Genomic DNA, 12,166 nt, shown 5'->3' with positions numbered 1-12,166 from the left:
GTCCGGAATTCATCAGGACTCCTTCGTGGATACCCCGGCCTTCAGGCGGAGGACACGAACCTATCCAATCGGCGCCCGCCACGGCGCCGCGCGCTACGCGGGATCCGGGACTGAGCGGGCCGCGCGGTGGTCGGCGGTCACGCACAGGGCCACGACGGCGGCGACGGCCAGGCCCATGCCGAGCACGGCGCCGCCGAGCCCGGTCGCCGGGGCGGCGAACCCCAGCGCGACGACGGCGGCCGCCGCGGCGGCGAAGAGCACGTTGTGGACGGTCGCGCCGGCCCCGGCGAGGCGCTGCAGCGGCACGAGGGCGAGCAGGAACAGTGCCACCGGGAGCGCGACGGCCAGCGCGACCGCCCGCACGGACACGTGCGCGTGATGCTCGGTGACGTCCAGCGCCGCCTCCAGGCCCGCGCCGATCGCGGCGACCGAACCGAACACCACGTAGTGCCCGTAGCCCCACATCAGCGCGACGCGCAGCGACGGCAACTCCCGGAGCGGGCCGCCGAAGTAGAGCCACCACAGCGCGAACACCAGCAGCAGCCCGCCGACCGCGATCAGCACGACCGGGGCGGAGAAGCCGTGCTCGGACGCCACCGCCCGCATGCCCGTGAGCGTCGCGAGGATGACCTCGCCCAGCACGATGATCGTGAACAGCCCGTACCGTTCGGCGATGTGCCGGGGGTGCCAGCCGGTCATCCGGCCGCGGGCCTCCGCCCACAGCGGCACCGCCAGCTCCGCCGCGACCAGCACCGCGAAGCCGATCATGGCGAGGTCGTCCGGCAGCCACAGCCGTCCGACCCAGCCGGCCTGGACGAGCGCGATCCCGGCCGCGTAGCGCAGCGTGGCGGACCGGCCGGCCGGGTGCTCGGCGGCGGCGCGCAGCCACTGCCCGATCATCGCCGCCCGCATGACGACGTAGCCGACCGTCACGAGGGCGAAGTCGTAGTCGGTCAGCGCCTCCTCGACGCCGGCGGCCAGGACGAGCACCCCGCCCATCTGCACCAGCGTCAGCACCCGGTACAGGGCGTCGTCGGTGTCGTAGGCGGACGCGAACCAGGTGAAGTTCATCCACGCCCACCAGATCGCGAAGAACACCGCGACGTACCCGAGGAGCCCCGACCCGAGGTGCCCCTCGGCCAGCTCGTGGTGGAGCCCGGCGGCGGCCTGCGCGACCGCGACGACGAACGTCAGGTCGAACAGCAGCTCCAGCGGCGTGGCGCTCCGGTGCTCCTCGCCGGGGTCGCGCCCCCGCATGGACCGGCGCAGGACGCCGCCGTCCCCGTCCACCATCGAGCTCCCCCCTCGCGGACCGCCACGCAGAACTCTACGTCGGTGATCGCGAAGGGTGAACGAACGGCTACGCTCCGGGTTGGTCGATGGCGGCGGTCATCGCGGGGAGGTAGCCGCCGGCGTGCCCTTCGGCGGTCGGGTGGAGGTTGCTCTCGCTGATCCACGGGTCGGCGGTGCAGATCTCGTGGCCCGCGAAGGCCGGGCGGGCGTCGGCGAACGCGAAGCCGGCGGCCGCGGCGCGGCCCGCGATGGCCTCGTTCAGGCCGTCCGAGCCCTCCTTGAGCATCTGGCGCTCGGCCGCGCTGATGCCGCCGGCGTCGCAGCTCCCGCCGGTCGCGTAGAGGTAGGGGTAGCCGAGGACGACGACCTCGGCCTGCGGGGCGCGCTCCGCGATGGCCGCGTACAGGTCGTCGAGCTCGCCCGGCAGCTCGTTCTCGATGAACTCGCCGCCATCGTCGATGACGTACTGGCAGAACCGGTCGCTGAAGTACCGGCAGGCGAGCATGGTGGTGGCGAAACCCGAGTCGTTGCCGCCGACGGTGATGCTGACGAGGGACGTGTCCGGCCCCAGCGCCGAGAGCTGGTCGGCCTCGACCGTGGGGATCGTCGCGCCGCCGCAGGCGGCGAACGTGAAGGCGCCCGGGGAGTTGGCCTCGGCCCATTTGGCGGGGAAGGCGTTCCTGCTGCGCGTGCAGGCCGCGTCGGAGTAGTCGCCGGCGCCCGAGCCGGAGGAGTAGGAATCGCCGAGCGCGACGTACTCGGCGGTCTGCGCGGGGGCGGCGTGCGCGGGCGGGGCGGCGAGTGCGGCGGACGCCGCGACGAACATCGCGCCCAGCGTCGCGGACGATGCACGGCGGAAACGCATGGGGCCTCCTGGGGGTGGGGGTGGCCCCCCAGTAGAACCATGCGGGCCGCCGCGGCGGACGCTCGCTCCGGCGCAAGGGGACGCGCGGATTCTGATCGGTGCTCGATTGCGGTTCCGGGAGCCCGGTGCTACCGGTCCCGTCCGCCCGGCTGCCGCGTCCGTTGGTAGAACCTGTTCTTGCCTTCTGGGCGTGCGGCGAGCAGGCTGGGGCACATGGATTTGGTCGCACTGGAAGAGATCCGCCGGCTGAAGCACCGGTACCTGCGCTGCGTCGACCTCAAGCTGTGGGACGAGTTCGCCGCGGTCTTCACCCCGGACGCCGTCGCCGAGTACGACACCCCGGTGCTCGGGCGCACGCTGCGGCTGGAGGGGCGGGACGCCATCGTCGCGTACATGCGAAAGAACCTCGGGCCCGGGAGCATCACCACGCACACCGCCGGGCAGTCCGAGATCGACGTGGACGGGGACCGGGCGACGGGCGTGTGGTCGCTGGACGACTCCATCATCATCCCCGAGGCCCGGCTGCTGATCCGGGGCGCCGCGCACTACACCGACGCCTACGTGCGCGGGGAGGACGGCCGGTGGCTCGTCGAGCGGACCGGGCACGTGCGCACCTACGAGTACACGGTGTCGCTCGACGACGTGCCGAGCCTGAAGTTCACCACCCCGGCTCCGGGCGCCGCCTGACGCCCGCCGCCTCCGTCCGGCCGCCGCCGGCGGCGCGTCGCCCGGACCCGTTGACCACCGGTAGAACACGTTCTAACATCCGGGCCACGGCCGATGATCCGCCGTGCGCCGGCGCGGACCGTGCCGCCGACCCGAGGAGCCCCGAGGAGCCCGGTGACCACCGAACCGACCCAGTCCGTCCCGTCCGCCCCGTCCGGCCGAGCCGGCGCCGACCCAGGCGACCCGGACGGCGCCGCCACGCGCGGGTTCGCGGCGGCGGTCGCCGAGGCCGAACGCCTGATCCGCACCGCGCCCCACGTCCGCACCGAGCAGGACCTGGCCGAAGGGCTCGACTACCTCGCCGGCAGCATCAAGGCGTGCCTGCACATGGTGGCCGCCTACCAGCAGGACTACCCGTTCTTCGCCGCGTCGACCGGGCCCTACACCAAGCTCGGCCTCGACAACCCCGACACGCTGTACTTCCACGCCTACATCCGCGACGACGCCGAGTACGTCGTCACCGGGCGGCGCGGCACCACCGCCGACCTGAGCTTCCAGGTGATGAACGGCGACTACTCGCCGACCGCGTCGCCCGACAGCCTGAACGCCTTCGACGACCGGGAGCTGGACATCGGCCCGGACGGCGGGTTCCGGGTGACGTTCGGCCCGCCCCGTCCGGACGCGGGCCCCGGCTACGTCGCGCTCGCGCCGGGCTCGGCGATGCTGATCGTCCGCGAGGTGTTCAGCGACTGGTCGAACGAGCGGCCGGGCGAGATCCGGATCCACCGCACCGACACGCTCGGCACGTCCCCGCCCCCGGTGCCGGTCGCCGCGATGGCCAAGCGGTTCGACGTCGCGGGCCGGATGCTGGTGTCGCGGATCCGCACGTTCCTGGCGTTCCCCGAGTGGCACTACCTGCGGCTTCCGGTCAACACGCTGACCGAGCCGCGCAGCACCCCCGGCGGCCTCACGACGCAGTTCTCCTCCGTCGGGCACTACGACCTCGCCGACGACGAGGTCATGGTGATCACCGTCCCGGCCGCCGACCGGGAGGTGGCGCCCTACCAGGGGTTCCAGCTCGGCAGCATGTGGTACGTGTCGCTCGACTACATCAACCACCAGACGAGCCTCACCGCCGACCAGGCCCGTACCGACGCGGACGGCAGGATCCGGTACGTGGTCGGCGAGCGCGACCCCGGCCTGGCGAACTGGATCGAGTGCACCGGCCACCGGCGCGGATTCCTCCAGTTCCGCTGGCAGCGGCTCGCCCGCGACCTCACCCCGGACGACGGCCCGACCGTCGAGGTGATGCCGTTCGACGCGCTGCCCGACCGGCTGCCGTTCCACGACCACCAGCGCGTCACGCCGGACGAGTGGCGCGACCGGATCGCGGCCCGGCAGGTCGCCGTCGCCCGCCGGATGCTCGGATGACGGCCCCGGACGGGCCGGACGCGCCGGACGGGACGGCCGGCGCGCCGCCGGACACCGCGGGGGCGGCGCCGCTGTTCGCGGCGCCGCTCGCGGGGCGGGTCGTCGTGGTGTCGGGCGTCGGCCCCGGCCTGGGCCGCGCCCTCGCCGTGCGCTGCGCGGCGGCGGGCGCCGACCTGGTGCTCGCCGCGCGGAACGAGGACCGGCTCACCGAGGTCGCCGCCGAGGTCGAGAAGCTCGGGCGCCGCGCCGTCGCCGTCCCGACCGACATCCGCGACGAGGCGGCCTGCACGCGGCTCGCCGGCACCGCCGTGGAGGCGTTCGGGCGGGTGGACGGCCTGGTCAACAACGCGTTCGCGACGCCGCCGCTGGAGGACCTCGCGACCGTCGACCTGGACGCCGTCCGCGCGGGCTTCGAGACGAACGTGCTGGCGGCGCTGCGGCTCACCCGGCTACTGACCCCCGCTCTCGCCGAGCGGGACGGCTCCGTCGTGATGATCAACTCGGCGGTGCTGCGGCACTCCCGCCGCACCTACGGCGCCTACAAGATGGCGAAGTCGGCGCTGCTGTCGATGGCGCAGAGCCTCGCCACCGAACTCGGGCCGCAGGGCGTCCGCGTCAACACCGTCGCCCCCGGCTACATCTGGGCGCCCAACCTGAAGTGGCACTTCAAGCGGCTCGCCAGGGAGCGGGACGTCCGGACGCGGGTCGTCTACGAGGAGGCCGCCGCGACCACCGACCTGGGCAGGCTGCCCGAGCCCGACGAGATCGCCGACCCCGTGATGTTCCTGCTGTCCCCGCTCGCCCGCGCCGTCACCGGGCAGTGCCTCGACGTCAACTGCGGCGAATGGCACCACTGAGAGGAACCGCGATGTCCGGACGCGACACCCTCGGCACCGTCGAGGACCTGCACGCCTCCGCCCGCAAGATCACCGGCCTGGACGACTTCGGCGCCGACGACTACTCCGACGGCCTCGAAGCCCTGCTCGACTCCTACGCGCGCGACGCCGCGCTCACCCCGGCGGGCAACAAGGCGCAGCGCGCGCTGCTGCGCGGCGCCCTCGCGGCCCGGCTGTGGTCGGAGGCGGCGTGGCGGCGGCACCCGGGGCACGCGGACGCGCCCCTCGACCGTCCGATCTTCGTCACCGGGCTGCCGCGCACCGGCACCACCGCGCTGCACCGGCTGCTCACCGCCGACCCCGCCCACCAGGGCCTCGAGGTGTGGCTGTCGGAGGTGCCGCAGCCCCGCCCGCCGCGCGAGGCGTGGGCCGACGACCCGATCTACCGGGCGATCGACGCGCAGTACCGGCGGCACCACATCGACAACCCCGAGTTCATGGGCGTGCACTACATCGCGGCCGACGCCGTCGAGGAGTGCTGGCAGCTGCTCCGGCAGAACATGCGGTCGATCTCGTTCGAGTGCCTCGCGCACCTGCCGTCCTACTCGTCCTGGCTCGCCGGGCAGGACTGGACGCCCGCGTACCGCAGGCACCGCCGCAACCTGGAGCTGATCGGGATGAACGATCCGGGACGGCGCTGGGTGCTGAAGAACCCGAGCCACCTGTTCGCCCTCGACGCGCTCCTGGAGGTCTACCCGGACGCCCTGATCGTGCAGACGCACCGGGAGCCGCGTACCGCGATGGCGTCGATGTGCAGCCTCGCCGCGCACGCCACCGACGGCTGGTCGGACGCGTTCACGGGCGCGACGATCGGCCGCGACCAGCTCGCCCTGTGGGCGCGGGGGCTGGAGGCCTTCCGAGCCGAACGCGCCCGGCACGATCCCGCGCGGTTCGCCGACGTCCACTACGACGACTTCGTGCGCGACCCGATCGGGACGGTCGAGTCGGTCTACGCGCGGTTCGGGCTGCCGTTCGGCGACGGCGCCCGCACCGCGATGGAGCGCCTGCAGGCCGAGAGCACCGGCGGCGCCGCCCGTCCGGCGCACCGCTACTCGCTCGCGGACTTCGGCCTCACTCCCGAGGAGGTCGACGAACGCTTCGTGGGCCTGCTGCCCTGACCGTCGATGGGGCTGTCGCCCGCGCTCGTCGACACGGTCTTCGGGGCCATCGCCGAGATCCGCGCCGCCGGGATGACGATGCTCCTGGTCGAGCAGAACGCGGCGCTCGCGTTCCCGCTCGCCGACCACGCCTGCCTGATCCAGCGCGGGGCTATCGTGGCGGAGGGCACCCCGGACGAACTGGAGCGCGACCCCGCGACGATCGCCCGGCACCTCGGCATCGACGAGGAGCCGGCGGCGGGCGCGGAGCCCGCGCCGGGGGAGGCCGGAGCCCGGAGGGGAGCGAGCACGTGAACTGGCGGAAGCTGTACGGCGCCGGAGTGCCCGGCGAGATCCATCCGGACGCGGGAAGCGTCCTCCAGCTGTTCCGGATCCGGCTGGGCCGGCGCCCGGACGCCCCGCTGCTGCACTACTTCGGCACCACCTTCGACCACGCGGACACCGACCGGCTGAGCGACGCCCTCGCCGCCGGACTCGAACGCCGCGGCGTCGGCGAGGGCGACCGCGTCGCGATCGCCCTGCAGAACACGCCCGTCTGCGTCCTCGCCGTCCTCGCCGTGTGGAAGCTGCGCGCCACGGTCGTCCCGGTGAACCCGATGTACAAGGCGCGCGAGCTGGCCCACCTGCTCGCCGACTCCGGGGCCCGCGTCCTGATCGCGCACCCCGCCGCCGCCCCGGAGGTCGCCGCGCTGCCGCCCGCGAGCGTCCCCGAGCACGTCCTCTACTCCGCCGAGGGCTCGCTCGCGGCCGACCCGACCGGGCCGTGGCCGGACGACGGGCACGCCGACGACGTCGCGGTGATCCTCGACGAGGGCGGTGCGCCGCGCAAAGCGACCATCAACCGCCCGGACGAGCCCGCCCTGCTCAGCTACACGTCCGGCACCACCGGCCCGGCCAAGGGCGCGATCAACACGCACCGCAACCTCGCCTACCAGGTGGCCGCGTGCCGCACCTGGATCGGGCTGGACGACGGCGACTCCATCCTGACGATCGCGCCGCTGTTCCACATCACCGGCCTCGCGATGCACCTGGGCCTCGGTCTCGGCGCCGGGCTGCCGCTCGTGCTGACCCACCGGTTCGCGCCCGCGACGGCCGCCGCGCTCGTCGAGCGCTACCGGCCGACGTTCACGATCGGGTCCATCACCGCGTTCATCGCGCTGCTCGACGAGCCCGCCGCCCGCGAGCACGACCTCGGCTCGCTGACCAAGGTGCTCAGCGGCGGCGCGCCCGTCCCGGCCGCGACCGTGCGCCGCTTCGCCGACGCGTTCGGCGTCTACGTCCACAACGCCTACGGGCTCACCGAGACGACGTCGGCCGCGGTGGCCGTGCCGCTCGGTGCGCGGGCGCCGGTCGACGAGGCGTCCGGGAGCCTCGCGATCGGCGTTCCGTTCCCGAGCGTCGACGTCGAGATCCGCGGGGAGGGGGGCGGGCCGCTGCCCCGGGGCGAGATCGGGGAACTCGCCATCGCGGGCCCGCAGGTCGCGGCGGGCTACTGGCGGAACCCCGAGCAGACGGACGCGTCCTTCCCGGACGGCACGCTGCTCACCGGCGACGTCGGGTTCATGGACGAGGACGGCTGGGTCTACCTCGTCGACCGCAAGAAGGACATGATCGTCGCCGCGGGCTACAAGATCTGGCCGCGCGAGGTCGAGGACGTCCTCTACGAGCACCCGGCGGTGCGCGAGGCCGCCGTCGTCGGCGTCCCCGACCCCTACCGCGGCGAGACCGTCCGCGCCCACGTCAGCCTCCGGGCCGGCGCCGCCGCCACCGGCGACGAACTGCGCGAGCACTGCCGCGCGCGGCTGGCCGTCTACAAGGCCCCGGCCGAGGTGCTGATCGAGGACGAGCTGCCCAAGAGCGTGTCGGGCAAGATCCTCCGCCGCGAGCTGCGCGGCCCGGCATAGCCCTACGCCCTGCCGCTCCGGCCCCACACCAGGGCGACCAGGGCGGTGCCGGAGCCCATCAGGGCGACGCCGAGCGGGACGTGGACGACGGTCGAGCCGTTCTCGCCCAGCGCGTACTGGACGACCGTGAGAACGGTCGTCGCCAGGACGGCGACGAGGGGACGGATCGATCCGCCGCCGCGCCGCACCAGGATCGCCGCGACGATGGTGACGGCGAGGGCGGCGGAGAGGATGCCGGCGGTGTCCCGGTGCAGCTCGCCGCCGTTGTCGGCGCCGTCCAGGAGCAGGCCCGCGGTGACTCCCTGGAGCAGCATGCAGGTCGCCACGAAGGCGGACGCCGCCTTCAGCAGCCCGTAGAAGCGGGGCGGGGCGGGCGCGGCGGCCGGTTCGCGGGCGGTGGGACCGGACGGGGACGGCATCGGTCACTCCTTGAGGGTCTCGGCGAGGCGGTGTTCCGGCGCGTCGATCGCGGTGTCCGGGCGGGCGGGGGCGTGTGGATCTCGCTGAATCGGCCCTGGACGTCCATGACGATCCGGCCGGTCTCACGGCCGTGCACCGCGACGTGGCGTTCCCGCCGGACGAGGTGGTGGCAGATCCGGTTCGTGAGGACGAACGCCGCCACCGGCCCGGCGAAGACCGCGACGCGGAAGAACCAGGTGACGGCGAACAGGTCCTGATGGAAGTGGACGGCTATCTGGTCGTTGGCCGCGGCGAGCCACAGCAGCCCGTAGAAGGTGACCCCGGCGGCTCCGGCGGCGGTGCGCACCGGGCGGTCGCGCGGGCGGTCGAGGACATGGTGCTCGGCCCGGTCACCGGTGACGACCGCCTCGCCGAGCGGCCACAGCGCCAGCGCGGTGAAGAAGACGCCGGGCACGACGATGGCGGGGACGAGGACGGCGAGGGTGAGCGGGTGCCCGCCGACGTCGAGTTCCCAGCCGGGCATGATCCGTACCGCGCCGTCCAGGAACGCCATGTACCAGCCGGGGACGGCCCCGGCGGTGATCGCGCCGGGCTCGAACGGCCCGAACTGCCAGATCGCGTTGATCTGCACGAACCCGCCCAGCAGCACCAGCAGGCCGCAGGTGTACAGGAACATCGCGAACGAGGCCGTTCTGGGGGCGTCGGCGAAGACGCTCCCCAGGCGGGGGATGTGCTGCGAGCCGAGGCGCCGCGCGGCCGAGCCGGGGGCGAAGCGGGTGTGGCCGTGCTGCCGGCGCACCAGGCGGCGGCGGTGCGCCAGCGCCCCGCCGATCGCCAGGGGCAGGACCAGGATGTGCAGCCAGTAGACCCGTTCGATGATGACGTCGCCGGGGAAGTCACCGCCGAAGACGAACCGCTGCAGGTGGGTGCCGACGACGGGGATCGACTCCAGGACGCCCTTCGTGAGCAGCAGGCTGCCGCCCGACAGCATGTCGTCCGGCAGGATCGTGCCGGTCAGCGAGGCCACCATGCCGAGGGTGAACAGGCCCACCCAGATCAGCCAGTTGAGGAACCGCGGGCGCCGGAATCCGCCGGTGAAGAACAGCCGGAGCAACTGGAGCGCGATGGACGCGCAGAAGATCAGTGCCGCCCAGTGGTGGATCTGCCGCACCAGCAGTCCGCCGCGCACCTCGAAGGACAGCTCCATCGTCGAGTCGTAGGCCCGGGAGACCGGTACGCCCTGGAGCGGCCCGTACGGTCCGTCGTAGGGCGCGCGGGCCATGGACGGGTCGTAGTAGAAGGTCAGGAACACGCCGGTGAGCACGAGCACCGCGAACGAATAGCCGGTGATCTGCGCGAACATGAAGGTCCAGTGGTCCGTGCGTGATCTGTACCGGCGCGTCAGGCCGGGGCCGTCCGAGCTTCGCAGCGTGCTCCTGACGAGCAGGACGGCGGTCGAGAAGTACTTTTCGGCGGTCGGCCGAGGGGACGCCCCCCGGCCGCGCCCGTGGACGGGCGCCTTCTTCATTTCGGGTCCAGCAGGTCGTTCACGGACTCCCCCGAGTGTTCGCGTGGCCGAGTCAGCGCGTGCGGTCTACCAAATGACGGTTTTGAGGCGCTGAATGTGACATGTGGCCGCGATTTTCTTGGGCGGTCGGTGAGACGGTGCCGTCGGGCGGCGCCGGTCAGCCGGCGGCGCCGGGCGCGGACCGGGGCGGTTCGCGTTCCGCGACCCGGTCGGCGATCGCCCGCCCGAGTTCCGCGGTGGTGCCCCGTCCGTGGAGGTCGGGGGTCAGCGGGGCGTCCGGGCCCGCCGCGAGGACGTCCTCGATCGCCCCCAGCAGGTGCGCGCCGGCGTCCGGATGCCCGAGGTGGTCGAGCATCATCGCGCCGCACCAGATCTGCCCGACGGGATTCGCGATGCCGCGCCCGGCGATGTCGGGCGCCGAGCCGTGGACGGGCTCGAACAGGCTCGGGTGCCGCCGCTCCGGGTCGATGTTCGCGCTCGGCGCGATGCCGATCGTCCCGGTGCAGGCGGGGCCCAGGTCGGACAGGATGTCGCCGAACAGGTTGCTCGCCACCACGACGTCGTACCGGTCCGGGTGCAGGACGAAGTTCGCCGCGAGCGCGTCGATGTGGCAGCCGTCGACGGTGACGCCGGGGAACCGCCCGGCCATCGCGGCGACGCGTTCGTCCCAGTAGGGCATCGTGATCGAGATGCCGTTGCTCTTCGTCGCCGAGGTCAGGTGCCGGGCGGGGCGCCGTTCGGCCAGTTCGAAGGCGTACCGGAGCACGCGGTCGACGCCCACGCGGGTCATCACCGTCTCCTGCAGGACGGTCTCGCGCTCGGTGCCCTCGAAGATCCGGCCGCCGATGCTGGAGTACTCGCCCTCGGTGTTCTCCCGCACGACGAGGAAGTCGACGTCGCCGGGCCCGCGCCCGGCGAGGGGGCTGCGGACGCCCGGCATCAGCCGGCAGGGGCGCAGGTTGACGTACTGGTCGAAGGTGCGGCGGAACTGCAGGAGGCTGCCCCACAGCGAGACGTGGTCGGGGACGACCGAGGGCCGGCCGACCGCGCCGAAGAACAGGGCGTCGTAGGAGCCGAGGATCTCCTGCCAGTCGGCCGGCAGCATCGTGCCGTGCCGCTGCCAGTACGCGGCACTGGCGAAGTCGAAGCGGTCGAAGCGCAGGTCGAGGTCGAACACCCCGGCCGTCGCCGCCAGCGCCCGGAGCCCTTCGGGGACGACCTCGGTGCCGATCCCGTCGCCGGGGATGACCGCGATCCGGTACGGCGGCGCCGTCATCGGGCCCGCCCGGACGGGCGGCGCCGCAGGTCCGCGAGGCCGCCCTGGGCGTCCTCGATGACCAGCCGTTCCGCGGTGGCCGAGTCCCCGTCGCGCAGGGCGCGGACCAGGGCACGGTGGCTGGAGTAGCGGTCCAGGCCGAAGCGCTCGTCCGCGGCGATCTTCTCCAGGCGCAGGGCCCGGCGCTCGGGCCGGGAGAACACCTGCGACTGCTCGAGCAGCCGGACCAGCACCGGGTTCGCCGCGCACGCGTTCACCGCGTCGTTGAACTCCTGCATCCGGTCGAGCAGGGCGGCGACGTGCCGGCCGACGTCCTCGCCGCCCCGGTGCCGGGTGGCGATCACGATCAGCAGGTCGTCGGCGGCGTCCAGGATCGCGTCGAGGCCGTCGAGCTGCTCGGGCGTGGCGTGCCGGGCCGCGAACCGCGCGACCAGGCCGCGCAGGCCGATCTCGACCTCGGCGAGGTCGTCGATGGCGCGGTCGGCGATGTGGGCCACGACCACGGTGCGCGGGCCGGTGCGCTCGATCAGGCCGTCCTGCTCGAGCCTGCGCAGCGCCTCGCGCACCGGCGTGGGGCTGACCTCGAGCCGTTCGGCCAGGCCCCGCTCGGTCACCTTCTGGCCGGGGCGCAGCGTGCCCGCCCCGATCTCCTCCCGGAGGGCCCGGTAGGCGAGATCGGCGCGCGTCTCGCCGCCCGTGCCGGACCGGTCGGCCGTCGACTTGACCATCATGCCGCCACCCTAACAGGGCCATGGCAAGAGCAAATGCT

Annotated in this window: 12 protein-coding genes; 6 read left to right on the top strand and 6 right to left on the bottom strand. The window is 73.6% G+C overall.

Annotated features, from left to right (window positions below):
• Positions 1-93: 93 nt before the first annotated feature.
• Positions 94-1,293, bottom strand: coding sequence for a low temperature requirement protein A (locus F7P10_RS16440; RefSeq protein WP_218040544.1), 1,200 nt, complete (start codon positions 1,291-1,293; stop codon positions 94-96).
• Between the two features lie 67 nt (positions 1,294-1,360).
• Positions 1,361-2,158 carry an SGNH/GDSL hydrolase family protein gene (locus tag F7P10_RS16435; protein ID WP_151010143.1) on the bottom strand — a complete coding sequence of 266 codons (798 nt, stop codon included), beginning with the start codon at positions 2,156-2,158 and terminating at the stop codon, positions 1,361-1,363.
• A 213-nt stretch (positions 2,159-2,371) separates the two neighbouring features.
• Here F7P10_RS16435 and F7P10_RS16430 point away from each other — a divergent pair, with 213 nt between their 5' ends.
• The 6 genes from F7P10_RS16430 (at position 2,372) to F7P10_RS16405 (ending at position 8,173) form a co-directional block, all read left to right on the top strand.
• On the top strand, positions 2,372-2,845 hold the full coding sequence (locus F7P10_RS16430) for a nuclear transport factor 2 family protein (RefSeq protein WP_151010142.1): 474 nt from the start codon (positions 2,372-2,374) through the stop codon (positions 2,843-2,845).
• A gap of 153 nt (positions 2,846-2,998) precedes the next feature.
• Positions 2,999-4,255 (top strand): hypothetical protein, encoded by a 1,257-nt coding sequence (locus F7P10_RS16425; RefSeq protein WP_254716635.1) that lies wholly within the window; start codon positions 2,999-3,001, stop codon positions 4,253-4,255.
• On the top strand, positions 4,252-5,112 hold the full coding sequence (locus F7P10_RS16420; RefSeq protein WP_151010141.1) for an SDR family oxidoreductase: 861 nt from the start codon (positions 4,252-4,254) through the stop codon (positions 5,110-5,112). Before F7P10_RS16425 ends, F7P10_RS16420 begins: the two co-directional genes overlap by 4 nt.
• Positions 5,113-5,123: 11 nt before the next feature.
• Complete coding sequence (locus F7P10_RS16415; protein WP_151010140.1) at positions 5,124-6,269, top strand: sulfotransferase; 1,146 nt, start codon at positions 5,124-5,126, stop codon at positions 6,267-6,269.
• Positions 6,270-6,275: 6 nt separating this feature from the next.
• Positions 6,276-6,563: a hypothetical protein gene (locus F7P10_RS16410; protein ID WP_151010139.1), complete on the top strand. Its 288-nt coding sequence runs from the start codon at positions 6,276-6,278 to the stop codon at positions 6,561-6,563.
• The gene (locus tag F7P10_RS16405) at positions 6,560-8,173 is read left to right on the top strand and encodes a class I adenylate-forming enzyme family protein (RefSeq protein WP_151010138.1); all 1,614 of its coding nucleotides are present in this window, start codon (positions 6,560-6,562) and stop codon (positions 8,171-8,173) included. The genes F7P10_RS16410 and F7P10_RS16405 overlap by 4 nt, the downstream gene beginning before the upstream one ends.
• A 2-nt stretch (positions 8,174-8,175) precedes the next feature.
• Here F7P10_RS16405 and F7P10_RS16400 read toward each other — a convergent pair whose 3' ends face one another.
• The 4 genes from F7P10_RS16400 to F7P10_RS16385 all read right to left on the bottom strand — a co-directional run bounded on the left by F7P10_RS16400 (position 8,176) and on the right by F7P10_RS16385 (position 12,128).
• The gene (locus F7P10_RS16400; protein ID WP_151010137.1) at positions 8,176-8,592 is read right to left on the bottom strand and encodes a hypothetical protein; all 417 of its coding nucleotides are present in this window, start codon (positions 8,590-8,592) and stop codon (positions 8,176-8,178) included.
• Positions 8,517-10,121 (bottom strand): cytochrome b N-terminal domain-containing protein, encoded by a 1,605-nt coding sequence (locus tag F7P10_RS16395; protein WP_151010136.1) that lies wholly within the window; start codon positions 10,119-10,121, stop codon positions 8,517-8,519. Before F7P10_RS16395 ends, F7P10_RS16400 begins: the two co-directional genes overlap by 76 nt.
• A gap of 157 nt (positions 10,122-10,278) precedes the next feature.
• On the bottom strand, positions 10,279-11,397 hold the full coding sequence (locus F7P10_RS16390) for a tartrate dehydrogenase (RefSeq protein WP_151010135.1): 1,119 nt from the start codon (positions 11,395-11,397) through the stop codon (positions 10,279-10,281).
• Positions 11,394-12,128, bottom strand: coding sequence for a GntR family transcriptional regulator (locus F7P10_RS16385; protein ID WP_218040543.1), 735 nt, complete (start codon positions 12,126-12,128; stop codon positions 11,394-11,396). Before F7P10_RS16385 ends, F7P10_RS16390 begins: the two co-directional genes overlap by 4 nt.
• Between the last annotated feature and the right edge of the window lie 38 nt (positions 12,129-12,166).

Source organism: Actinomadura sp. WMMB 499 (genome assembly GCF_008824145.1).
Lineage (GTDB): Bacteria > Actinomycetota > Actinomycetes > Streptosporangiales > Streptosporangiaceae > Spirillospora.
This window is presented reverse-complemented; position numbering and strand designations above follow the sequence as displayed.